The organism is Thalassovita sp., assembly GCF_034670005.1.
Lineage (GTDB): Bacteria > Pseudomonadota > Alphaproteobacteria > Rhodobacterales > Rhodobacteraceae > Thalassobius.
Window position 1 is genome coordinate 688,670 of the sequence record NZ_JAXMOH010000001.1, and the last position, 22,598, is coordinate 711,267.

The 22,598-nt window shown below is 55.6% G+C and carries 22 protein-coding genes; 10 read left to right on the forward strand and 12 right to left on the reverse strand.

The genetic code is table 11. From position 1 onward, the window contains the following. Positions 1 to 59: 59 nt before the first annotated feature. The gene (locus VOI23_RS03415; protein WP_323781547.1) at positions 60 to 491 is read left to right on the forward strand and encodes an NUDIX hydrolase; all 432 of its coding nucleotides are present in this window, start codon (positions 60 to 62) and stop codon (positions 489 to 491) included. Here VOI23_RS03415 and VOI23_RS03420 read toward each other — a convergent pair. Beyond that, positions 488 to 1,756 (reverse strand): fused response regulator/phosphatase, encoded by a 1,269-nt coding sequence (locus tag VOI23_RS03420; protein WP_323781550.1) that lies wholly within the window; start codon positions 1,754 to 1,756, stop codon positions 488 to 490. The two genes, VOI23_RS03415 and VOI23_RS03420, sit on opposite strands and share 4 nt — an antisense overlap. Positions 1,757 to 1,898: 142 nt before the next feature. Here VOI23_RS03420 and VOI23_RS03425 point away from each other — a divergent pair, with 142 nt between their 5' ends. Next, positions 1,899 to 2,231, forward strand: a complete 333-nt coding sequence (locus tag VOI23_RS03425; protein WP_323781554.1) for an Hpt domain-containing protein — start codon at positions 1,899 to 1,901, stop codon at positions 2,229 to 2,231. Between the two features lie 21 nt (positions 2,232 to 2,252). On the opposite strand, the gene ilvA is transcribed toward VOI23_RS03425, so the two are convergent. Then, positions 2,253 to 3,500 carry a threonine ammonia-lyase IlvA gene (gene ilvA, locus VOI23_RS03430; protein WP_323781557.1) on the reverse strand — a complete coding sequence of 416 codons (1,248 nt, stop codon included), beginning with the start codon at positions 3,498 to 3,500 and terminating at the stop codon, positions 2,253 to 2,255. A 173-nt stretch (positions 3,501 to 3,673) separates the two neighbouring features. Between ilvA and VOI23_RS03435 the strand changes: the two genes are divergently transcribed. Continuing rightward, a complete protein-coding gene (locus VOI23_RS03435; RefSeq protein WP_323781561.1) occupies positions 3,674 to 4,900 on the forward strand; it encodes an argininosuccinate synthase in 1,227 nt (408 codons plus the stop codon). A 70-nt stretch (positions 4,901 to 4,970) separates the two neighbouring features. Then, a complete protein-coding gene (locus VOI23_RS03440) occupies positions 4,971 to 5,258 on the forward strand; it encodes an SCP2 sterol-binding domain-containing protein (RefSeq protein ID WP_323781564.1) in 288 nt (95 codons plus the stop codon). Positions 5,259 to 5,270: 12 nt separating this feature from the next. On the opposite strand, the gene VOI23_RS03445 is transcribed toward VOI23_RS03440, so the two are convergent. Beyond that, positions 5,271 to 5,984 (reverse strand): HAD family hydrolase, encoded by a 714-nt coding sequence (locus VOI23_RS03445; protein ID WP_323781567.1) that lies wholly within the window; start codon positions 5,982 to 5,984, stop codon positions 5,271 to 5,273. A 155-nt stretch (positions 5,985 to 6,139) separates the two neighbouring features. Here VOI23_RS03445 and msrA point away from each other — a divergent pair, with 155 nt between their 5' ends. Continuing rightward, a complete protein-coding gene (gene msrA / locus VOI23_RS03450) occupies positions 6,140 to 6,802 on the forward strand; it encodes a peptide-methionine (S)-S-oxide reductase MsrA (RefSeq protein ID WP_323781570.1) in 663 nt (220 codons plus the stop codon). Here msrA and VOI23_RS03455 read toward each other — a convergent pair. Both VOI23_RS03455 and VOI23_RS03460 read right to left on the reverse strand, forming a co-directional pair. Next, positions 6,799 to 7,674 carry a ribokinase gene (locus VOI23_RS03455; RefSeq protein ID WP_323781573.1) on the reverse strand — a complete coding sequence of 292 codons (876 nt, stop codon included), beginning with the start codon at positions 7,672 to 7,674 and terminating at the stop codon, positions 6,799 to 6,801. The genes msrA and VOI23_RS03455 overlap by 4 nt on opposite strands. Positions 7,675 to 7,688: 14 nt before the next feature. Then, the gene (locus VOI23_RS03460; protein WP_323781575.1) at positions 7,689 to 9,947 is read right to left on the reverse strand and encodes an NADP-dependent malic enzyme; all 2,259 of its coding nucleotides are present in this window, start codon (positions 9,945 to 9,947) and stop codon (positions 7,689 to 7,691) included. A 153-nt stretch (positions 9,948 to 10,100) separates the two neighbouring features. Between VOI23_RS03460 and mutS the strand changes: the two genes are divergently transcribed. Then, the gene (mutS, locus tag VOI23_RS03465; RefSeq protein WP_323781862.1) at positions 10,101 to 12,722 is read left to right on the forward strand and encodes a DNA mismatch repair protein MutS; all 2,622 of its coding nucleotides are present in this window, start codon (positions 10,101 to 10,103) and stop codon (positions 12,720 to 12,722) included. On the opposite strand, the gene VOI23_RS03470 is transcribed toward mutS, so the two are convergent. The 3 genes from VOI23_RS03470 to hrcA are packed head-to-tail and all read right to left on the reverse strand — an operon-like array spanning position 12,723 to position 15,458. Further along, on the reverse strand, positions 12,723 to 13,769 hold the full coding sequence (locus VOI23_RS03470) for a TPM domain-containing protein (protein WP_323781578.1): 1,047 nt from the start codon (positions 13,767 to 13,769) through the stop codon (positions 12,723 to 12,725). Between the two features lie 53 nt (positions 13,770 to 13,822). Continuing rightward, the gene (locus VOI23_RS03475; RefSeq protein ID WP_323781581.1) at positions 13,823 to 14,377 is read right to left on the reverse strand and encodes a nucleotide exchange factor GrpE; all 555 of its coding nucleotides are present in this window, start codon (positions 14,375 to 14,377) and stop codon (positions 13,823 to 13,825) included. A gap of 16 nt (positions 14,378 to 14,393) precedes the next feature. Beyond that, positions 14,394 to 15,458, reverse strand: a complete 1,065-nt coding sequence (gene hrcA, locus VOI23_RS03480; protein WP_323781584.1) for a heat-inducible transcriptional repressor HrcA — start codon at positions 15,456 to 15,458, stop codon at positions 14,394 to 14,396. 111 nt (positions 15,459 to 15,569) lie between these two features. Here hrcA and rph point away from each other — a divergent pair, with 111 nt between their 5' ends. The 4 genes from rph to VOI23_RS03500 are packed head-to-tail and all read left to right on the forward strand — an operon-like array spanning position 15,570 to position 18,393. Next, positions 15,570 to 16,286 (forward strand): ribonuclease PH, encoded by a 717-nt coding sequence (gene rph, locus VOI23_RS03485; RefSeq protein ID WP_323781587.1) that lies wholly within the window; start codon positions 15,570 to 15,572, stop codon positions 16,284 to 16,286. Next, on the forward strand, positions 16,279 to 16,887 hold the full coding sequence (gene rdgB, locus VOI23_RS03490) for an RdgB/HAM1 family non-canonical purine NTP pyrophosphatase (RefSeq protein ID WP_323781865.1): 609 nt from the start codon (positions 16,279 to 16,281) through the stop codon (positions 16,885 to 16,887). Before rph ends, rdgB begins: the two co-directional genes overlap by 8 nt. Continuing rightward, positions 16,880 to 18,040 (forward strand): radical SAM family heme chaperone HemW, encoded by a 1,161-nt coding sequence (hemW, locus tag VOI23_RS03495; protein ID WP_323781590.1) that lies wholly within the window; start codon positions 16,880 to 16,882, stop codon positions 18,038 to 18,040. Before rdgB ends, hemW begins: the two co-directional genes overlap by 8 nt. After that, positions 18,040 to 18,393 carry a YbaN family protein gene (locus VOI23_RS03500; protein WP_323781593.1) on the forward strand — a complete coding sequence of 118 codons (354 nt, stop codon included), beginning with the start codon at positions 18,040 to 18,042 and terminating at the stop codon, positions 18,391 to 18,393. Before hemW ends, VOI23_RS03500 begins: the two co-directional genes overlap by 1 nt. Here the strand turns inward: VOI23_RS03500 and VOI23_RS03505 are convergent. Genes VOI23_RS03505 through mnmG form a run of 4 tightly spaced genes read right to left on the reverse strand, consistent with a single transcriptional unit; the run spans position 18,383 to position 22,588 of the window. Next, positions 18,383 to 19,294 (reverse strand): ParB/RepB/Spo0J family partition protein, encoded by a 912-nt coding sequence (locus tag VOI23_RS03505; protein ID WP_323781597.1) that lies wholly within the window; start codon positions 19,292 to 19,294, stop codon positions 18,383 to 18,385. The two genes, VOI23_RS03500 and VOI23_RS03505, sit on opposite strands and share 11 nt — an antisense overlap. Positions 19,295 to 19,309: 15 nt before the next feature. After that, on the reverse strand, positions 19,310 to 20,122 hold the full coding sequence (locus tag VOI23_RS03510; RefSeq protein WP_323781600.1) for a ParA family protein: 813 nt from the start codon (positions 20,120 to 20,122) through the stop codon (positions 19,310 to 19,312). Further along, complete coding sequence (gene rsmG / locus VOI23_RS03515) at positions 20,115 to 20,723, reverse strand: 16S rRNA (guanine(527)-N(7))-methyltransferase RsmG (RefSeq protein WP_323781602.1); 609 nt, start codon at positions 20,721 to 20,723, stop codon at positions 20,115 to 20,117. Before rsmG ends, VOI23_RS03510 begins: the two co-directional genes overlap by 8 nt. Next, a complete protein-coding gene (mnmG, locus tag VOI23_RS03520; protein ID WP_416376498.1) occupies positions 20,720 to 22,588 on the reverse strand; it encodes a tRNA uridine-5-carboxymethylaminomethyl(34) synthesis enzyme MnmG in 1,869 nt (622 codons plus the stop codon). Before mnmG ends, rsmG begins: the two co-directional genes overlap by 4 nt. Positions 22,589 to 22,598 lie beyond the last annotated feature (10 nt).

Genomic DNA, 22,598 nt, shown 5'->3' on the forward strand with positions numbered 1-22,598 from the left:
CAAGCCTTGGCATACAGCGACTATATAAGCGCGGCAAGACACACTCCAAGGACCCAAGGATGATCAGACGCTTCGGAACCCCACCCGAATCCGGGCGGACTTACACCCTCAGGCACGGTGCATATGCGATCCTGCCGCTGGGGGATCAGGTTCTGCTGACACATCAGTCACAGCCCTATCCGGAATTCCAACTGCCCGGCGGCGGTATTGATCCGGGCGAATCACCCTTGCACGCCTTGCACCGCGAAGTGATCGAAGAAACCGGTTGGTCGATTTCCACACCCCGGCGACTGGGGGCTTTCCGCCGGTTCACCTTCATGCCGGATTACGATATCTGGGCCGAAAAGCTGTGCACCATCTATGTTGCCCGGCCTGTCCGGCAAATGCACGATCCTCTGGAACCGGGTCACAGCGCGATCTGGATGCCATTCGATCTGGCCATCGATGCTCTCGGCAATCCCGGCGACCAGCATTTTCTGGCGCAACTTTAACCACCGCGATATTCCAGCAGAACGGCAGACACATCGTCTTCGAATCGATCGGTTCCGGCGAATTCCGACAGGCGCTGCACCAAGGCATCCAGAAACTGTGTTCCCTCAAGCTTGCGGACCGCGCCTAGCATCCGGTGCAGATCGTTCATTTCCAGCATTTTGCCCTTGGAATCAGTGCATTCGGTGATGCCATCCGATTGAATTATCAATCGGTCACCCGGTTCAAGCGTCAATTCACACTGTTCGAACCGAGCGTTTTCAAGCAGACCGACGGGCATCCCGCCAATACCGATTTCGCTACAGCGTCCGTCGCGGCGCAGTACGATCGGATAAGGATGCCCCGCCTGGGCAAGGCTGACATGCCCGGTTTCCATATCCAATTCGACCAACATCATGGTGAAGTAATGTTCCGTCTCCATTTCGGTCAGCACCATGCGGTTTAGCTTGGCAATCACCTCGGTCGGCGGCAACGGAACAAAGTTGCCATTTTTGTCCTTGGTCAGGGCGACATTCTGCTCCGGCACGGTCGATGACAGATGTCCTGCCAAGCGTGCCGTCAACAACGCCGAACTGATCCCGTGCCCGGACACGTCGATAGCATAGACACCCATCTTGGTTTCATTAATCGGAAAGAACCCAACCAGATCGCCGCCGACATGGCCGCTGGACCGCAACAACAACGACACCGTCGCGCCATCGAAATCGCGGGTCTTTTCACGCATCAGGGATTGCTGCAGCTTTCTCGCCTCGATCAGATCACGCTCAATATCGTTATAGAGCCGTTGCAGCTTGTTCAGCGTCTGACCGATCAGCGTGTTCTTTTGGGTTAGTTCGCGTTCCATTTGCAGGATACGTTCACCCGCATTCAATCGGGCCCGCAATTCCGGTGCATTCACCGGTTTAGTCAGGAAATCATCAGCGCCGCAATCCAATCCTTTCGCAACAGCTTCCTTTTCGCTTTTCGAGGTCAGAAGAATGAAATAGCCGTAGCTTTCGCGCGGCAGCTTGCGAAAAGCCTGACAGAAATCCAGCCCGTTCATGCCCGGCATCATCCAATCGCTCAGCACCAGGTCCGGCATTCCTTCGGCACATTTTTCCAGCGCCTCTTCAGCCGATCCCGCTTCAACCGTCTGATAGCCCCAGCGCTGCAAAGATGCCGTCAGAATCCGCCTTTGCAGCTTGCTGTCATCGACAATGAGTACCCGCATCTTGCGGGGAACAACCGCCGCTGTATCAGCCGTTTTTGGCGCAAGGGACAATGGCATCTCCTGTAGCTCAAGTCTTTGCAAGGAAATACCTTCTGCGGTTTAACAAGCTGTAAAATATTTAGTGTGCGGATTTTCTCGCCATTGGTCAGGGTTTCTTAAGATCGGTGTCAGACGATGGCGCAATGGATAGGAGGGTGCGATGATAGATTGGAAAAGAGTCGCCGAATTGCGCGATGAAATCGGCACCGATGATTTTGACGATGTGGTGGAACTGTTCTTGGACGAAGTCCATGGTGTAATCGAAAAACTGCGTCACAATCCAAACCCGGACGATTTAGAATCCGACCTGCATTTTCTGAAAGGCAGCGCCTTGAATCTAGGGTTCAGCGATTTTTCGGAAAAGTGCCATTCGGCGGAACGTCATGTCGCCAATGATCAATCTGATCAGGTTGATCTAACCACGATCCTGACTTGCTTCGATCAATCACTGAAGGAATTCATGGATGAATTGCCCCGGAAATTCGCCGCATAAGATCGAGTATCCGACTCGGCCTCAGATCAGGAATTCTGCCAAAACCTCGTCATCGGTGATGTCCTGATAGGTAAATCCGACATCGTCGAGCCGCGCGTAAAGCGCTTCGAAATTTTCCGGCTTCTTGGTTTCAATACCTAACAGAACCGATCCGAAATTGCGTGCTGATTTTTTCAGGTATTCGAACCGTGCGATATCGTCATCCGGGCCCAGCACATTCAAAAACTCTTTCAACGCACCGGGGCGCTGCGGCAACCGAAGCAGGAAGTATTTTTTCAATCCCGCATAACGTTGGGCGCGCTCCTTGACTTCGGGCAGCCGTTCGAAATCGAAATTCCCGCCCGAGGTGACGCAGACCACCGTTTTGCCGACGATTTCACCCCGCAGATCGACCAATGCGTCGACCGACAACGCCCCGGCCGGTTCCAGAACGATCCCTTCGACATTCAGCATTTCCAGAATCGTAGTGCAGATCCGGTCTTCGGGCGCGTCGAGTACACGATCGGGATCGGTATGCGCCAGGATTTCGAACGGATAAGCACCGATTTGTGCCACCGCAGCACCATCGACGAAACTGTCGACCTTTTGCAGTTTGACCGGATGTTTTTCCCGCAGCGCCGCTTTCAGGCTTTTCCCCCCCGCCGGTTCGACGTAGCGGATTTCCGTTTTCGGTGACACTTCGTCCAAATACCGTGTGACCCCGGCTGACAATCCGCCACCACCGACAGGCAGCACAACCATATCCGGCGCACGTCCCAGCTGCGCAGTCATTTCAACGGCAACGCTGGCCTGACCTTCAATCACGTCCAGATCGTCGAAGGGCGACAGGAAACATCCCCCCACCTCGTCGCAATAGGCCTGCGCAGCCTCCAGCGTGTCATCGAAATAGTCTCCGATCAGGCGGATTTCGATCGTGTCGCCGCCAAAAACCCGGGTTTTGTCGATCTTCTGTTGCGGCGTGGTGACGGGCATGAAAATGACCCCCTTCACCCCGAAATGACGGCTGACAAAGGCCACACCCTGCGCATGATTGCCAGCACTGGCACAGACAAACACGTCGCGCGACGGATCGGCGGCCAGCACCTTGCCCATCGCGTTCAGCGCACCGCGGATCTTGTAGCTGCGCACCGGGCTCAGGTCTTCGCGCTTGAGCCATATATCGGCATCGTACTTGGCCGACAGGTGATCGTTGCGCAACAAGGGCGTTGCCGGAAACAGCGCCCGCATCTGTTGTTCGGCCACCCGGGCCTTTTTCAGAAAATCGCTCATGTTCACCTGAGTGTAACATAGCGCTGCCTAAGGCAAGACCGCAGAACAAAGTAGACCGCGGTATACGAACCGGCCCCTGCCCCGGATATGCAGCTTCCGATTTGGCACGCCACCTTGCCCTTGACAGCAAAACCCGGTATCGCGCTTGAAAACTTGACATATCAGGAGCTCCCATGTCCGCGCCCAAGAAAGTTGTCCTGGCCTATTCCGGTGGCCTCGATACCTCGATCATTCTGAAATGGCTGCAGACCGAATATGGCTGCGAAGTCGTCACCTTCACCGCCGACCTCGGTCAGGGCGAAGAACTGGACCCGGCCCGCAAGAAGGCCGAGCTTCTGGGGATCAAGCCCGAAAACATCTATATCGAAGACGTCCGCGAAGAATTCGTGCGCGATTTCGTCTTCCCGATGTTCCGCGCCAATGCCGTTTACGAAGGGCTATACCTGCTGGGCACCTCGATCGCGCGGCCGCTGATTTCCAAGCGTCTGGTCGAGATTGCCGAGGAAACCGGCGCCGATGCCGTCGCCCACGGTGCCACCGGCAAGGGCAACGACCAGGTGCGGTTCGAACTGGCCGCCTATGCGCTGAACCCCGACATCAAGGTGATCGCGCCCTGGCGGGAATGGGACCTGTCTTCGCGCACCAAGCTGCTGGACTTCGCCGAACAGAACCAGATCCCGATCGCCAAGGACAAGCGCGGCGAAGCGCCGTTTTCGGTCGACGCGAACCTGCTGCACACCTCGTCCGAGGGCAAGGTTCTGGAAGACCCCGCCGAAATGGCGCCCGATTACGTCTATCAGCGCACAGTGAACCCCGAAGATGCGCCGAATGAGCCCGAATTCATTGAAGTGAGTTTCGAGCAGGGTGACGCGGTCGCGATCAACGGCGTGGCGATGTCACCCGCGACGATCCTGACCGAACTGAACGAATACGGGCGCAAGCACGGTATTGGCCGCCTGGATTTCGTCGAAAACCGTTTCGTCGGCATGAAGTCGCGCGGCATTTATGAAACCCCCGGCGGCACCATCCTGCTGGAAGCCCATCGCGGCATCGAACAGATCACGCTGGATTCCGGCGCCGGTCACCTGAAGGATTCGATCATGCCGCGCTATGCGGAACTGATCTATAACGGGTTCTGGTACAGCCCCGAACGCGAAATGCTGCAGGCGCTGATCGACAAAAGCCAAGAACACGTCACCGGCACCGTCAAGCTGAAGCTGTACAAGGGGTCGGCCTTCACCGTCGCCCGCTGGTCGGATCATTCGCTCTATTCCGAAGCCCACGTGACCTTCGAAGAAGACGCCGGCGCCTATAACCAGGAAGACGCGGCGGGCTTCATCCAGCTCAACGCGCTGCGCCTGAAGCTGCTGGCCGCGCGCAACCGCCGCCTGAAGGGCTGACGCCAAGTCACAATTGTGACGCCTTGAACGCCCCCCTATCCAAGGGGGGCGTTTTCATTTGGGGGACACCATGACGCTTGCCGAAATCGCCGATAAAATCCGGGGCAACGTTGCCGCCAGCACGTTCAGCGACAGTGTGAAATTCGACTGCGGCGGCGATGGCGTTCTGGTCATCGCGGACAAGCAGGTCGGCTTGGAAGACCAGCCCACAGATTGCACTCTGAAACTGTCGACCAAGAACCTGGCCAAGCTCGTTTCCGGAAACCTGAACCCGATGACCGCCGTGGTGATGGGCAAACTGAAGGTTTCCGGCGATCCCGGCGTTGCGATGAAACTGGCCGGTCTGCTTAAGGGCTAGTCCGGCTTCCTCCTACAGCTTCAGCGCCGCCAGCCGCTCGTAATGCGACAACGCCTGTTCCAGCAGCTCCGCCGCCTCGCCCTCTAGCACCGGCAAATCGCCTTCGGCGGGTGCAAACCCGGTCGATCCATGCACCGCCCCATACCAATGCGCCGCCCAAACACCGTCTGCCGGATTCCCACCCTCAGGCCAGCGCAGCATCGCCGGTTCAAAATCCAACCCGACGGCGGTGCAAAGCCGCTTCAGCATTCCTTCTGGATCGCGCCTTATATCTGCACTGTCGATCACCACCGGATTCTGTCCCAGCGTCCGCGAATAATCAAACAGCTCATTTTGTTGGGTGAAGCCAATATCGTCCAACCCGAACCCGTCCCATTTCGCCCCGAAACTGGCGATCACCCGCGCCGGGTGACGGATCAGGAACACGTTGGCGACCTCGGCCATCCAATCACGCGGCATCCCGGGAACCATATGCTGGGTCATGTGTTTTTGGTAAAAATGCGGTTTCCCCGCCGGAACAGACCCTAACAAAGCGCGCGCCACCTCTTCCGGGTCCTGTGATTGCGATGCCAGAATCTGATCCCGCATTGGATGACCCAACCCGGTCATTCGCAGATAGGCGGCATAGAATGGTTCGTCGACAACGGCGAAATCACTGCGAGAGGCAAAGGAATACATCATCGCCGTTGACAGGTTTCTGGGCCCCGACCACATGGCAATACGCATGACACTGCTCCTTTTTCACTCAGGCTAGGAATATTTATCCAAATTGAAAAGACCCGAGAATTGCAGTCACACATGCTCAAGCTTGCGTGAAATTTCATTGCAGCGCTAGGCAGGGCCGACGCGCAGGGGCAAACTGAAGCCCGGAGGGTCAAACCATGCTGACATTCAACGATCTGAAACCGATATTTCTGTCAATCGCCATCCTCATTGGCTGGATTGCACATTGTGATCGCGCGCATGCCGCTGAACCACAAGTTCTGACAGTCGCGGGTGGGTGTTTTTGGTGCGTTGAGGCCGATTTCGAAAGCGTCAAAGGCGTCCAAAACGCCGTTTCGGGATACACCGGAGGATCGGTAGAGAATCCCAGCTACAAACAGGTCAGCCATGGCGGGACCGGCCATTACGAAGCGGTTCAGATCCGCTTCAATCCCGATATGGTTTCCCGTGAAACCCTGCTTGATCTATTTTTCCGTTCGGTCGATCCCACCGATGCGGGTGGGCAATTCTGCGATCGGGGCGACAGCTATCGTACTGCGATTTTCGTCTCTGATCCTGCGGCAAAAGCCCAAGCCGAAGCCGCCAAATCACGCGCCGAAGCCGTATTGGGCCGGAAAATCGTAACATCCATATTGCCCGAAACACAGTTTTACCCGGCAGAAGGGTATCATCAGGATTACTATAAAGGCAAAAAGACCGTACTGACCCGGTTTGGTCCAATCAAACAGTGGAAAGCTTATAAACGTTATCGCGAATCCTGCGGTCGGGATCGCCGTGTTCGGGAATTATGGGGCGATGCGGCGGCTTTCGCAGGCAACTAACCCCAATCCAGAACATCTTTGAGATCCGGAATTACATCCGCCGTGCCGCGCCGGGTCACCATTAAGGCCGATGCCTTGATCGCCAGACAGATTGCATCATCCGTCGTCATTCCCCGATCAATCCCCGCCAGGAAATAGCCGGTAAAAGTATCCCCTGCCCCAGTGGTATCAACGGGATCGACCAAAATGGCGTCGAACCCGATGGCATCCCAGCCGTTTGCGCGATCATAAAGTATGCAGCCCTCGGCGCCTTTGGTCACGATCACCGTGTCGACGCCCAGCGTCGGCCCCGGTAGCAGACCGGTTTCCCCGACCAGCTGCGCCATTTCGATCTGGTTCAGCACAAGTATGTCAAGAAAGGGCAATACGGCCTTGACCGCCGCTGCTGAAAACGGGGCGGCGGCATAAGCCACTTTCAACCCCAGTTTCGATCCTGTTTCAGCGGCAAACGCCTGTTCATTGGTTTCGTTTTGCAGCAGCAGAATATCGCCAGAGGACGCTTCGGAAAGCGCCAGACCGATATTATCCTGCGCCAAGTTCATATTCGCCCCCGGGTAGACGACGATGGCGTTTTCACCCTTCGTATCCAGCGAAATCACCGCATGCCCCGTCGGCGCGTCAAGCTTGGCGATGGGTCTGGTGTCGACACCATATTCGGTCAGCCGGTCAATCGCCCATTGCCCGTCAGGACCGACCGCGCCGATATGGCTGACATGCGCCCCGGCGCGGGCGGCGGCAACAGACATGTTCGCGCCCTTGCCGCCCAATCCCAATTCCATCGCGTCTGCCAGAATGGTTTCACCAGGTTCCGGCAAATGCGGCACCCGGTACAAATAGTCTGCATTGATCGACCCCAGGTTCCAGATGGTCATCCGGGCGCCCTCATTCAGTCGCCGACCTTACATGCCGCCAGAATGGCCATATTCAACACATCGCTGGCGGTTGATCCGGTCGAACAGATCTGGATGGATTTGTCGACGCCCGACAAGATCGGGCCAACCACGGTCGCCCCTGCCATTTCCTGCATCAATTTGACCGAAATCGAGGCCGAATGCCGCGCCGGAACCACCAGGATATTTGCCGGGGCGGACAGACGCTGGAACGGATAGGCTTCGGCGGCTTTCATGTTCAATGCCACATCGACGGTCATTTCGCCTTCGAATTCGAAATCCACGCCGCGTTTTTCCAGAACGGCCGGGGCCAGATGCATTTTCTCGGCCCGTTCCGACACCGGATAACCAAAGGTCGAGAAGCTGACAAAGGCCACCCGCGGTTCCAATCCCAGGTGACGCGCCACATCAGCAGAGCGTTCGGCGATGGTGGCCAAATCTTCTTCGTCGGGCCATTCATGTACCAGCGTATCGGAAATCAAAACGATTTTGCCCTTGTTCAACAACGCCGTCACCCCAACCGCACCATGATGCGCGTCGGCGTCGAAAACGTGATTGATCAGTTCCAGCACATGCGCCGATTTCCGTGTCGCCCCAGTGATCAAGCCATCACCATGACCATGCGCCAGCATCAGAGCAGAAAACACATGCCGGTCGCGGGCGGCCAGACGATGGATATCGTGCCGGTCGTACCCTTTCCGTTGCAGGCGGCTATAGAGGAAATCCTTGTAGGTCTCGAGATGGCGCGTATTGGCGGCATTCACCACCTCTAGCTCGCGCACTGCGTCGGCCATGCCGGCGGCTTCCAACTTGGCTTTCACATCGGGTTCACGGCCCACGACCAAAGCCTTGCCCAAACCGGAGCGCTGATATTGAACCGCAGCGCGCAACACGCGCGGATCGTCGCCTTCGGCGAAGATCATCCGCGCCTGTGCCTTGCGGGCGCGGGCGTGAATGCCGCGCATCACGTTGGCGGTCGGGTCCATCCGAGACTTCAGAGACACCTCATAGGCGTCCATGTCGATGATCGGGCGGCGCGCCGCGCCAGTATCCATCCCCGCCTTGGCCACCGCCGGCGGGATGGTGTGGATCAGCCGCGGATCGAACGGCGTCGGGATGATGTAATCGCGGCCGAAGGTCAGCGCCTTACCATAGGCCATGGCGACCTCGTCCGGCACGTCTTCTCGGGCCAGTTTTGCCAGAGCTTCGGCGCAGGCAATCTTCATTTCGTCATTGATCGCACGGGCGTGAATGTCCAGCGCCCCGCGGAACAGATAGGGGAAGCCCAGAACGTTGTTGACCTGATTGGGGTAATCCGAACGGCCCGTCGCCACGATCGCATCCGCCCGTACCGCTTGGGCTTCTTCTGGGGTGATTTCCGGATCGGGATTCGCCATGGCGAAGATCACCGGATTGTCGCCCATCGATTCCACCATTTCCGGCGTCACCGCACCCTTTGCCGAAACACCAAGAAACACATCTGCCCCCTTCATCGCATCATCCAGCGTACGCAGATCGGTTTTCACCGCATGAGCCGATTTCCATTGGTTCATACCCTCGGTACGCCCCTGATAAATCACACCCTTGGTATCGCATACGATGCAGTTTTCGTGCCGCGCGCCCATCCGTTTCAGCAATTCGATACAGGCGATCCCGGCCGCGCCCGCGCCGTTCAGAACAACCTTAACATCCTCGATCTTCTTGCCCGAAATATGCAGCGCGTTGATCAATCCCGCCGCACAGATCACAGCCGTCCCGTGCTGGTCGTCATGGAAGACTGGAATATCCATTTCTTCCTTGAGCTTTTGTTCAATGATGAAACACTCAGGGGCTTTGATGTCTTCCAGATTGATGCCGCCGAATGTCGGCCCCATCAGCTTGACCGCCTTGATGATTTCGTCAGGATCTTCGGTATCCAGCTCGATATCGATGGAATTGACGTCAGCGAAACGCTTGAACAGCACCGCCTTGCCTTCCATGACCGGTTTCGAGGCCAATGCACCGAGGTTGCCCAGACCAAGAACCGCCGTGCCGTTCGAAATCACCGCGACCAGATTGCCCTTGTTAGTGTAATCATAGGCCAGGCCGGGGTCTTCGGCGATCGCCTCGCAAGGCACCGCGACACCGGGCGAATAGGCCAGCGACAGGTCACGCTGTGTCGTCATTGGCACAGTGGCGGTGATTTCAAATTTCCCGGGGGTTGGTTCCAAATGGAAGGCCAATGCCTCTTCCGGGGTGAATTTCTGCTTGGTCATCTGTCAGGGCCTGAAATAAGTGCGATCAAAGCCTCTTACAGCGCTGCGGCCTGCGCCTCAACCAAAACACGTTTTCGCCTTTCGTTGCAGGGCGGGGATTTGTACTGTTTGCCGAAACAACACCGGGGGAAAATCGTGTCAGCAGTAACACCGATGATGGCGCAATATCTGGAAATCAAGGACGCGCACAAGGATGCACTGCTGTTTTACCGGATGGGCGATTTCTACGAGATGTTCTTCGACGATGCCGTCGCGGCGGCCGAAGCGTTGGATATCGCACTAACCAAGCGCGGCAAGCATGCGGGCGAAGATATCCCGATGTGTGGCGTCCCGGTGCATTCTGCCGAAGGTTACCTTCTGACCCTGATCCGCAAAGGATTTCGCGTCGGTGTATGCGAACAGATGGAAGATCCGGCAGAGGCAAAAAAGCGCGGATCGAAATCCGTCGTCCGGCGCGAAGTGGTGCGTTTGGTCACCCCCGGTACGCTGACCGAGGAATCGCTGCTGGAGGCGCGTCGGCACAACTACCTTTGCGCCTATGCTCTGGTGCGGGACGAAGCGGCTTTGGCTTGGGTCGATATTTCCACCGGCGAATTTCATGTGATGCTCTTGCCGCCGGTCCGGCTAGGCCCGGAACTGGCGCGTTTGATGCCGTCGGAAATTGTAGTGTCCGAAGTGCAGGAACTTGATTTAGCCGAAATAGTCTCTGAATCCGGCGCCGCCCTTACCCCACTATCGCGAGCTGCCTTTGACAGTACCAGCGCCGAAAAACGGCTTTGTGCATTATTCGAAGTCTCCTCTCTGGACGCCTTTGGTCAGTTTTCCCGCGCCGAAGTTTCGGCGATGGGTGCAGTGGTCGAATATTTGGAAATCACACAGAAGGGCAAGCTGCCGCTGTTGCGCAAACCTCAGCGCGAAGCGCAGGCGCGTGTGATGCAGATAGACGCCGCTACCCGACGCAATCTGGAACTGACCCACGCGATGAGCGGTACGCGCGCCGGATCGCTGCTGTCTGCCATCGATCGAACCGTGACCGCCGCAGGTGCGCGCCTGCTGGAACGGCGACTATCCAGCCCTTCACGGGTGTTGCCGGTGATTCACGACCGCCTGGATGCAGTTGATTTTGCGGTGAATCAGGGTCGAACCTGCGCATATCTGCGCGACGACCTTCGGAAGGTTCCTGATCTGGATCGGGCATTGTCGAGATTAGGCCTGGATCGTGGCGGACCCCGCGATCTGACTGCCATTCGCAATGGCTTGGCTCAGGCCAAACAAATTTCTGACCGACTGTCGGCGCTCGATCTGCCGCAGCTGCTGACAGCCGCATCAAAGGCACTGGTTGGGCATGATGAGTTGATCGTTCTTCTGGATCAGGCGTTGGTTGCCGAACCGCCGCTCCTGATCCGAGATGGCGGTTTCATCGCGCAGGGCTACGATGACGAACTCGATGAAATGCGTCAGCTGCGCGACGAAGGCCGTAGTGTGATCGCCAGTATGCAGGCCGAATATCAGCAAGAAACCGGTATTTCTGCGCTGAAGATCAAGCACAACAACGTGCTGGGATACTTCGTCGAAGTCACCGCCACCCATGCCGACAAGATGCTGTCGGAACCGCTCTCCAGCACGTTCAAACACCGGCAAACGACGGCAAATCAGGTTCGTTTCACCACCGTGCCGCTATCGGAGATGGAAACCAAGATCCTGAACGCGGGCGGTCGCGCATTGGAAATCGAAAAAGGGCTGTTTGAATCCCTGCGTCAGGTGGTTCTGAACAACGCCGATCAGATTAGCGGTGCCTCCCGTGCCCTCGCAGAGATTGATCTGGCCACTTCGCTTGCCGATTTGGCCCGTGCCGAAGACTGGGCCCGGCCCAAAGTCGATGATAGCCGCCGGTTAAATATCCAAGCCGGCCGCCATCCAGTCGTAGAACTGGCCCTGAAGAAGCAAGGCGGCACCCCCTTCATCGCCAATGATTGCGATCTGGCCGATGGCGGTGACGGCGCGGATATCTGGCTTCTCACTGGACCCAACATGGCCGGTAAGTCGACATTTCTTCGGCAAAACGCATTGATCGCGCTGTTGGCGCAGATGGGCAGCTATGTGCCTGCGAAAACAGCAGAAATCGGGTTGGTCAGCCAATTGTTCAGCCGCGTCGGTGCCTCTGACGATTTGGCGCGGGGGCGGTCGACCTTCATGGTGGAAATGGTCGAAACCGCCGCGATCTTGAATCAGGCCGACGACCGCGCCTTGGTGATCCTTGATGAAATCGGCCGGGGCACGGCCACCTATGACGGGCTGTCGATTGCTTGGGCGACGCTGGAACATCTGCATGATGTGAACAGGTGCCGGGCGCTGTTCGCGACCCATTATCACGAAATGACCAATCTGGCGGGAAAGCTGCCCGGCGTCGAAAACGCCACCGTTGCAGTGAAGGAATTCGAGGGTGAAGTGATTTTCCTGCACGAAGTGCGAAAAGGTGCAGCCGATAGGTCTTATGGCGTGCAAGTTGCGAAATTGGCCGGGCTTCCCGATGCTGTGGTGGCCCGCGCCCGCGTGGTTCTGGACGCTCTGGAAAAAGGCGAACGCGAAGGTGGTAAGAAACAAGCGGTGATCGACGACTTGCCCCTGTTCGCCGCCACGCCAGCCCCTGCCCCAGCGCCCGAAAAGGGTCCCAATCCCTTGGAACAGAGACTGGGTGAGATCATACCGGATGAACTAAGCCCGCGCGACGCTCTTAATCTGATCTATGAATTGAAAGCGCTGAAATCGGGGTAGTTACCAGCTTCCACTGGCTCCGCCGCCACTGGAAGATCCTCCGCCGAACGATCCGGACGACGAGCTGGAGGAAGAAGATTTGCGCGGAATGGTCTTGATCACGTGCCAGCGCTCATCGCAATTCAGGCAATGATAATCGATCCTTTTTCGACCCGTCGATGAAGTGGTCGCGGCTTCCAAAATCTCAGTTTCGCCCTCAACCGTGCGATATCCGCAGGTTCTGCAGGCAGAATATCGGCTAAACCAGGCTTTGTAAGCTTCAACCGTTACATGGTCGCATTTTGGGCATTCCCAGACATCGTAATCAACGCTTTTCAGCTCTTCTTCTGTGATCTGGCCCTTTTGCAGATGTTTGTCGTCCCAACCTTCATCCAGCCGCACCATCCGAGTGCCGTCATTTGGGCAAATCCGTGGTTTGTTGCGACTCCAGCGCCGGTAAGCTTGCAACGGAAGCGTCAACAAAGGTGCCAGGATCACAAATATCCATCCGCCCAGCCATTCAAGCAGGTTCCGACCTCGATTCATCACTTTTTGAGCAAGGTTAGCGTCGTATTCGCCCGGAAAACTTCCGGTCAGATCATAAATCACCGCATCCACACCGGATTCGATCCCGGTGACATAATTGTCCCGCTTGAATCTCGGCAGGATGGCTTCGTCGACTATTTCCTGCATCGGGGCGTTTTTAGCGGTGCCATAAACAGACCCCACCTCGATCCGCATTTTCCGGTCAAAACGCGAAACCAACATCATCACGCCGTCGTTCCGTTCCGCATTGCCAACACCCCAAAAGTTGAACAACCCGGTGGCAAAGGGTTCGATTTCACCAACATAGCCGTAATCAGACATCAGGCCGATGGTGACCACAGTGAATTCTATATCGCGCTCTTCGCGCAATTCCTTCAGCTTAGCGCGGATACGCTCTTCGTCTGCATCAGGAAGCAGATCAGCAAAATCGTTTACATAGGTTTCGGTATAGTCCGGATAGGTCTGCGCCTGCACCGAAATCGAAGTCATTCCGATGAACAAAGCCAAAACAATGTGTTTCAAAGAAAAAGCTCCTGAAAATTCAGGAGCTTTTTAACACTATTTTCGGCGTCTGTTTAGCCGGGATTAGACGATACACCCACCTGTGCCGGACGCAGCAGGCGATCATACAACATGAATCCATCAGTCGACACCTGAATGATTTCACCCGCCACAGTATTCGGTACCGGGGCTTCGAACATCGCTTCATGCATATTCGGATCGAATTTGTCGCCGATTTCCGGTGAAATCAGTTCAATCCCATGCTTTTTAAACACATTGAGCAATTCGCGCAGGGTTAGTTCGATTCCTTCGATCATCGCGCCCATCTGTTCGCGCTGCTCGTCTGTCACCGCATCCATTGCACGTTTCAGATTGTCGAAAACCGGCAACATATCTCGGGCCAGTTTTGTTCCGCCATATTGCTCGGCTTCACGTCGCTGCTTATCGGCGCGTTTGCGGGAATTTTCCGCATCCGCCAAAGCTCGCATGAATTTGTCCCGGTAATCGTCGCGTTCAGCGCGTAGCGTATCTACTTCTACCGCTTCGTCCGAAATCTCAGATTCTTCCTCGGCAAAAGCTTCGGCCTCGGCGGCCTCTATATCATCGAGAAATTCGTTTTCCTTGGGCATGTGCCACCTTCCAACTTTAGCCGCGGTCAGAAATCATCCGCCCAACCAGCTGTGCCGTATAGTCCACAATCGGCACGATCCGCCCATAGTTTAGGCGAGTGGGTCCAATGACCCCGACCGCACCGACAATCTTACGATCAGCGTTCATATATGGAGACACGACCAAAGAGGAACCCGAAAGTGAGAAAAGTTTGTTCTCTGAGCCAATAAAAATGCGCACACCTTCACCGGATTCGGTCAGATCAAGGAAATCGGCGATATCTCGTTTGCGTTCGAGGTCGTCAAACAAATTTCGGATACGTTCCAGATCCTCTTCACCACCTTCGCTCTGCAACAGATTCGACCGTCCCCGCACGATCAATCGTTCGTGCCGGTCTCCATCGCTGTCCCACAGTCCCAGTCCGCTTTCCACCAGATCACGCGCGAGAACATCTATTTCCTGCCGCCTGATATCGATCTGCTGACGAATCGTTTCACTCAACTCGCTCAGCGTTTTACCTTCGACCAATGCGTTGACGAAATTGGCGGCTTCGCGCATCGAGGACGGGGTTTGCCCCGCAGGGGGCGTGAACAGTCGATTTTCGACATGACCATCTGCAAAGACCAGAACCACAAGCGCCCGGTCAGATCCGAGCGAAACAAACTCGACATGTTTGATCGGAGCTTCGTGTTTCGGCGCAAGAACCAAAGACGCGCCTTGAGTCACACCTGAAAGCGCGGTGCTGACACGGTTCAGGATTCCTGACACATCGCCTGAATTCGAACCAACGGTCTGATCCAGCATCTGCCGGTCATCCTTGTCCAGATCACGGACTTCCAGCAGCCCATCAACGAACATGCGCAGCCCAATCTGGGTTGGCACCCGCCCGGCAGACACGTGCGGACTGTCCAGCAGCCCCATGAATTCCAGATCCTGCATTACATTGCGGATGGTCGCGGCGCTTACCTTTTCGCTCATTTCGCGGGTCAGGCTGCGTGATCCCACCGGATCTCCGTTGGACAGGTAGCTTTCAACAACGCGGCGAAACACTTCGCGCGATCGGTCGTTCAGTTCTGCAAGAACGTTTCCTTGATCCGTCATATTCTTCACCCCAATGGGGTCATTAAAGAGGTTGCGCCACAAAGGTCAATCGGACTTGCCTTTGCCGCGCCCGGCCCTGTATCCCCGCAGTAAATCAAGAAGGAATAAGTCATGCGGCCATCTGGAAGAGATTTAAGTGAAATGCGCGCAGTTTCAATCGAAACCGGCGTAACCAAACATGCTGAAGGGTCTTGCATGATCCGTATGGGAGATACCCATGTCCTGTGTACAGCCACGATAGAGGACCGTGTTCCGCCCTTTATCAGAGGCTCGGGCCTGGGTTGGGTGACGGCGGAATATGGAATGTTGCCGCGGTCAACCACTTCGCGTATGCGGCGCGAAGCGACTGCGGGCAAACAGGGCGGAAGAACTGTTGAGATTCAAAGGCTTATAGGTCGTTCCCTGCGCGCAGGTGTAGATCGTGTTGCCCTTGGAGAACGCCAAATCACGGTCGATTGCGATGTGATTCAGGCTGATGGCGGAACCCGCTGCGCATCAATCACCGGTGGCTGGGTCGCGCTGCGGCTGGCCGTGGATAAGCTGATGAAGACCGGTGATGTCATTTCTGATCCGCTGATCCAGCCGGTTTGCGCCATCAGCTGCGGCATTTACGCCGGGCAGCCGGTTTTGGATCTCGACTATCCCGAAGACAGCGAAGCCGGCGTTGATGGAAATTTCATCATGCTGGGCAATAAACAGCTGATCGAGGTTCAGATGTCGGCCGAAGGGGCAACCTATTCCCGCGAACAGATGAATCAGTTGCTGGATCTGGCTGAAAAAGGCGTTGATGAACTGGTTTTGGCGCAACGGGCGGCGGTCGATGCGTAAGTTCGATGGTGATCAGCTGGTCCTGGCCAGCCACAACAAAGGCAAGCTGCGGGAAATCGCAGCTTTGCTGGCCCCCTTCGGGATCAGTGTGAAATCAGCCGCTGATCATGGATTGGAAGAACCGGAAGAAACCGAAGACACCTTCGCCGGTAACGCGAGGATCAAGGCGCATTACGCAGCGCGCGAAACCGGATTGCCCGCTTTGTCGGACGATAGCGGCATTACCGTTGATGCGCTGGATGGCGCGCCGGGGGTTTATACCGCCGATTGGGCGGAAACGCCGAATGGCCGCGATTTCCCGATGGCGATGGAAAAGACCTGGAAGCTGCTGGAAGCCAAGAACGCCCCCTACCCGCGCACGGCGGCGTTCAACTGCACTCTCTGCCTTGCCTGGCCAGATGGGCATGACGAGATCTTCGAAGGCAGAGTCGAAGGTCAGGTTACATGGCCGATGCGCGGAGATGCGGGATTTGGTTACGACCCGATTTTTGTCCCCAACGGGTATGACATCACCTTTGGTGAAATGGACCCGTCAAAGAAACAGGATATGAGCCATCGCGCCGATGCGTTCAAAAAGCTTGTGAAGGGCTGTTTTGAGTGAAGACTGGCAACAGGGGGGCTTTGGCCTCTACCTTCATTGGCCATTCTGTCAGGCCAAGTGCCCCTATTGCGATTTCAACAGTCATGTTGCGCGTGAAATCGACCAATCCCGCTGGCTCAGGGCCTATCTCGCTGAACTCGACCGTTATGCCGAAGATGTTCCCAACCGCGTCCTGAATGCGATCTATTTCGGCGGTGGTACGCCCAGCCTGATGGACCCAGACGTGGTTCACGCCATACTGGATCGCGTCCGCGAAATCTGGCCGCAGGCGAACGATCTGGAGGTGACACTGGAAGCCAATCCAGGATCGGTCGAAGCTGGTCGGTTCCAAGCCTATGCCCAAGCCGGTGTAAACCGGGTTTCAATGGGAATTCAGGCACTAAATAACCATGATTTACGCCGTCTGGGCCGCATTCACACGGTAGAAGAAGCCCGCGCCGCCTTCGACATCGGCCGAACGCATTTCGATCGGATCAGTTTCGATCTCATTTACGCCAGACAAGATCAAACGCTGGACGATTGGCGTACAGAACTCACCGGCGCTTTGTCCATGGCTGCCGATCATCTGTCGCTTTATCAGCTTACCATAGAACAAGGCACTGCTTTCGGTGACCGATACAATCACGGCTTACTGCGGGGATTGCCCGAGGATGATATCGCCGCAGATATGTATGACCTTACTCAGGACCTGTGCGGATCAGCCGGGTTACAGGCCTATGAAGTATCTAACCATGCGAAAACCAGCGCAGAATCGCGTCACAACCTGATTTACTGGCGCTATGGTGATTATGTCGGCATTGGCCCCGGTGCCCACGGGCGAATCACATTGAAGGGCCAACGCTATGCCACCGAAACTGAACTGGCCCCCGGCAAATGGTTACACGCAGTAGAGGCCGGGACCAGTGCTGAGACGCGTGGGGCCTTGGCCGGATTGGATCAGGCCGGTGAATACCTGATGATGGGGCTGCGAATTTCCGAAGGGATCAATGCAGACCGGTATCAAGCTTTGGCTGGTCAGCCCTTGAATGGCGAAAAACTGCGCTATCTGATCGATATTGGTATGGTAGACGCCACGGGGCAAAATGTCCGCGTGACAGATGCGGGGCGAATGGTGCTCAATGCGGTGATCAAGGAATTGCTGGTGGACGAGTAATGCGGATTATCTGGGCCATTTTGGGATTGATCAGTGTCGGGTTTGGCCTGATCGGTATCATTTTGCCGCTGATTCCGACGGTGCCATTCATGCTTCTGGCCGCATTTTTCTTTGCGCGATCCAGCGAACGGTTACATGCGTGGTTGGTTGAACATCCGACCTTTGGCCCTTCAATCGTGGATTGGCAGGAACGCGGCGCAATCAGTGCCAAGGGGAAACGGATTGCGACCCTGTCCATTGCCGCAGTGTTTCTGATCGGATTGATCATGGGGTTGCGCCCCATGATCCTGATCATTCAGGCAATCACCCTGAGTGCCGTTTTGTTTTTTATCTGGTCGCGGCCTAATTCGTGACTGACAGTTTGCGGCACAATTCGTCAAGCTGATCAAAATCGTTGTAGGACACCAGCAACTTACCGCTTTCTTTGCCGGTTTCGTGGTCGATCGTCACTTTCATTCCCAAAGCGGCGGAAAGGTCATCTTCCAACGCCCTTGTATCGGCATCCTTATCGACCGGTTTCGGTGCTTTTTCCGACTTACCGGTTTCATTGAAGATATTGTTGACCGGTTTTTTGGCCAATTTTTCTGTTTCCCGCACCGACAAGCCGGAATGGATCACTTTCTTCGCTAATGTCAGAGGATCATCCGAGGTGATAAGCGCCCGCGCGTGGCCCGCAGTCAATTTACCCTCGCGCAAAAATTCCTGTACTTCTTCCGGCAATTGCAGCAACCGCACCAAGTTCGCGATATAGCTCCGACTCTTACCCAAGACATCGGACAGCTTTTCCTGGGTATGGCCGAATTTCTCCATCAGCTGCTTATAACCTACGGCCTCTTCCACCGGGTTCAGATCTGCGCGCTGAATGTTCTCGATAATCGCGACTTCCAAAACCTCGGTATCATCGAAATCACGCACGATCACCGGAACCGTATGCTGCATCGCCATCTGAGCGGCGCGCCAACGACGTTCACCGGCGACGATTTCAAACGATCCGGGCGTGCCCTTTTTTTCGCGCACGATCAGTGGCTGGATAATGCCCTTTTCCTTGATCGACGCAGCCAGCTCTTCTAACTGGTCCTGCGTGAAACTACGGCGTGGCTGATCCGGATTCGGCTGTACCTTTTCGATTGGCACCATCATATCGGGGCGGCGGCTGCCCTCTCCTGCTTCTGCAGGTGCCGGGGTCGGATTCACATCAGCCATTAGGGCTGACAGGCCGCGGCCCAAGCCGCGGGATTTGGGTCGATCGCTCATATCGCCTCCCTCTTCTTATTGCGCCGCAACGCGGACGTTCTTGGATAGCAGTTCTTTGGCCAGTTGCAGATACGCCACCGCACCTTTGGACGTTGGATCATATTCAAGCACAGGCACCGCATAGGACGGTGCCTCGCTGACCCGGACATTGCGTGGGATCACCGTACTGAACACCAAATCACCCAGATTGTCGCGTGCATCAGCTTCGACCTGTTGTGATAAGTTGTTGCGGGCGTCATACATGGTCAAGACAATCCCTTCGATCCGTAAATCCTGATTTGCACTTTGTCTTACTTCCCGAATTGTCAACATCAGCTGCGACAACCCTTCCAGCGCAAAGAATTCCGACTGCAGCGGAACCAGTACCGAATGCGACGCGACCATCGCGTTGACCGTCAACAAGTTCAACGACGGGGGGCAATCAATCAGGATGAAATCATATTCATAGGCATCCATCGCATGTTGCCGCAAAGCGTCGTGTAAAAGGAAAGACCGCTTTTCGTTCGACATCAATTCCATATCGGCCGAGCTGAGATCGACCGTTGCTGGTATGATGCTAAGCCGTTCGGTATTCGTTTGCTGAATCACGTCACCGAGGTCGACATCTTCCAGAAGCAATTCGTAGGTGGTAAATTCGCGGTCCTCGGTTTCAATTCCAAGCCCCGTCGATGCATTGCCCTGCGGATCAAGATCAACCACTAAAACCTTCTGACCAGTTGCCGCCAATGCGGCGCCCAGGTTTATCGTGGTCGTCGTTTTCCCCACCCCGCCCTTTTGATTGGCAATGGCGATGATTTTCGGACCCGGAAGGCGGGTGGGATCAGACATGTTCGATATCCTCGATTCTTAGAATGACTGCACCAGCATCGGTTTCACTTTTAAAACGCTGACAGGCGAATCGCCATGTTTGACGCGCCTCTAGCACTTCTTTTTCCCAATTGACGCCTTTTGGAAACAGCGCCACACCACCCTGTCCCAAATGGAAATCGGCAAAATCCAAGAGCATCGGCAAATCTGCCAAAGCACGGGCGGAAACCACATCAGCCTTCAAGGACGGAATATTTTCGACCCTGTCATTTATCGTCAAAGCGCTGATCCCAGTTTCCCGTATTACCGTGCGCAGGAACGCTACTTTTCTGGTGTCACTTTCGACCAAGGTAACCTGTAGGTCCGGCGACTTCTCTGCAGCGAGAATTGCGATCACCAACCCAGGGAAACCGCCACCACTACCAAAATCGGCCCAAAGCTTTGCTCCTTGCGGTGCATACTGGTACATCTGGGCTGAATCGATGAAATGACGATCCCACATATTTTCCAGCGTCGATCGTGACACCAAATTGATGCTCGGATTCCATTTCGTTAACAGCGCGGCATAGCGTTCCAGCCGCTCCATTGTTTCACGTGAAACATCAAGACCTATTTGTCTCACGCAGTTCTTTCCTTTCTGGACCGGCGCAACTTGGCCAAGAGCAAAGTCAACGCCGCCGGCGTCATCCCGTCTACTCGCGCTGCCTGTGCCAGGTTTTCTGGACATGCCTGGCCGAGTTTAAGCTTCAACTCATTAGACAATCCCACGATAGAATCGTAGGAAAAATCAACTGGAATAACCTGCTTTTCATCCCGCTTAACTGCCTCTACATCGCGTTTCTGCCTCTCGATATAGTTGGCGTACAAGGCATCCTTTTCCAACTGACTTCTGGATTCAGAATCTATTTCTGACAATTCAGGATCTAATACGATCAGGTGATCAAATCCAACGTTCGGAAATGACAGTATCTGAAACAAACTGCGCCGGGCACCATCCTGATTGACAGAGAAACCATGATCTTTCAGCTGCTGCGGTGTGAAGCTGGCTTGCTGAAGGTGAACCTTCCCTTTTTCAAGTCGCTCCATCTTCTGTTCAAAGGCAATTTTGCGTTCTTCGCCCACGCAGCCGATTTCGATCCCCTTCCCGGTCAATCTCTGATCAGCATTGTCAGCCCGCAACGACAACCGGAATTCTGCACGCGAGGTAAACATGCGATAAGGTTCACTCACGCCGCGGGTGATCAAATCATCAATCATCACACCGATATAGCTGTCGGAACGGCTGAACAGCACCGGATCACGACCCAATGCTTCGGCTGCGGCATTCAGTCCTGCTGCCAAACCTTGTGCTGCCGCCTCTTCATATCCTGTCGTGCCGTTTATCTGCCCTGCCAGATACAGGCCTGGAACCGATTTGACTGACAATCTCGAATCCAACGCCCGAGGATCAACGTAATCATATTCGATAGCATAACCCGGTTGCAGAATATCCGTATCTTCAAGACCGTAGATCGAATGCACATAATCGCGCTGCACATCTTCGGGCAGTGAAGTGGAAATTCCGTTCGGGTAAACCGTGTGGTCGTCGAGTCCCTCGGGTTCCAGAAATACCTGATGCGAAGTCTTGTCGGAAAATCGCACGATCTTGTCCTCGATCGACGGACAATATCGCGGCCCTACCCCTTCGATATGACCGCCATACATCGCAGAGCGATCCAGGTTTTCCCGGATTATATCATGGGTGTGTTCATTGGTGTGGGTGATCCCGCAAGAGATCTGTCGTACGGACGGACCCTTCGACAAGAAGGAAAACATGACCGGATCATCATCTCCGGGCTGCATCTCCAGAAGATCCCACTTGATCGTCCGTCCATCCAAACGCGGCGGCGTACCCGTTTTCAACCGACCCAAGGGCAATTCAAAGGAATCGATCCTTTCAGCAAGCTTTACCGAAGGCTTATCGCCCATCCGACCGCCGGGACGACGTTCGTTTCCAATATGGATCACACCACGCAGAAATGTACCTGTGGTCAAGACAACCTGCTGCGCTGTTAACTTAGACCCATCCGCCAGAACGATGCCGGAAACCCGGTCCCCGTTCATGATGAAATCTGTGGCCTCGCCCTCTACGATCTGCAGGTTGGGTTGGATCTCAATCGCGGCCAACATGGCCTGACGATAGAGTTTACGATCAGATTGACAACGCGGCCCCTGCACCGCTGGGCCTTTGCGCCGATTCAGCAGTCGGAATTGAATGCCGGACACATCCGCAACCCGCCCCATAACGCCATCCAGAGCATCGACTTCGCGCACCAGATGCCCCTTACCCAACCCGCCAATCGCCGGGTTGCAGGACATTACCCCTATTCCGTCCTTACGAAGCGTGACCATAGCGGTACGCGCGCCCATCCGAGCCGCTGCATGAGCAGCGTCAGAACCGGCATGTCCACCACCGATCACGATCACATCGAAGTCGAATTGTTTCACGTGAAACACT

Bases quoted from the DNA above. Each gene is read 5' to 3' on its own strand.
- VOI23_RS03415 (WP_323781547.1), top strand. From the start codon at position 60: ATGATCAGACGCTTCGGAACCCCACCCGAATCCGGGCGGACTTACACC.
- VOI23_RS03420 (WP_323781550.1), bottom strand. From the start codon at position 1,756: ATGCCATTGTCCCTTGCGCCAAAAACGGCTGATACAGCGGCGGTTGTT.
- VOI23_RS03425 (WP_323781554.1), top strand. From the start codon at position 1,899: ATGATAGATTGGAAAAGAGTCGCCGAATTGCGCGATGAAATCGGCACC.
- ilvA (WP_323781557.1), bottom strand. From the start codon at position 3,500: ATGAGCGATTTTCTGAAAAAGGCCCGGGTGGCCGAACAACAGATGCGG.
- VOI23_RS03435 (WP_323781561.1), top strand. From the start codon at position 3,674: ATGTCCGCGCCCAAGAAAGTTGTCCTGGCCTATTCCGGTGGCCTCGAT.
- VOI23_RS03440 (WP_323781564.1), top strand. From the start codon at position 4,971: ATGACGCTTGCCGAAATCGCCGATAAAATCCGGGGCAACGTTGCCGCC.
- VOI23_RS03445 (WP_323781567.1), bottom strand. From the start codon at position 5,984: ATGCGTATTGCCATGTGGTCGGGGCCCAGAAACCTGTCAACGGCGATG.
- msrA (WP_323781570.1), top strand. From the start codon at position 6,140: ATGCTGACATTCAACGATCTGAAACCGATATTTCTGTCAATCGCCATC.
- VOI23_RS03455 (WP_323781573.1), bottom strand. From the start codon at position 7,674: ATGACCATCTGGAACCTGGGGTCGATCAATGCAGACTATTTGTACCGG.
- VOI23_RS03460 (WP_323781575.1), bottom strand. From the start codon at position 9,947: ATGACCAAGCAGAAATTCACCCCGGAAGAGGCATTGGCCTTCCATTTG.
- mutS (WP_323781862.1), top strand. From the start codon at position 10,101: ATGATGGCGCAATATCTGGAAATCAAGGACGCGCACAAGGATGCACTG.
- VOI23_RS03475 (WP_323781581.1), bottom strand. From the start codon at position 14,377: ATGCCCAAGGAAAACGAATTTCTCGATGATATAGAGGCCGCCGAGGCC.
- hrcA (WP_323781584.1), bottom strand. From the start codon at position 15,458: ATGACGGATCAAGGAAACGTTCTTGCAGAACTGAACGACCGATCGCGC.
- rph (WP_323781587.1), top strand. From the start codon at position 15,570: ATGCGGCCATCTGGAAGAGATTTAAGTGAAATGCGCGCAGTTTCAATC.
- rdgB (WP_323781865.1), top strand. From the start codon at position 16,279: ATGCGTAAGTTCGATGGTGATCAGCTGGTCCTGGCCAGCCACAACAAA.
- VOI23_RS03500 (WP_323781593.1), top strand. From the start codon at position 18,040: ATGCGGATTATCTGGGCCATTTTGGGATTGATCAGTGTCGGGTTTGGC.
- VOI23_RS03505 (WP_323781597.1), bottom strand. From the start codon at position 19,294: ATGAGCGATCGACCCAAATCCCGCGGCTTGGGCCGCGGCCTGTCAGCC.
- VOI23_RS03510 (WP_323781600.1), bottom strand. From the start codon at position 20,122: ATGTCTGATCCCACCCGCCTTCCGGGTCCGAAAATCATCGCCATTGCC.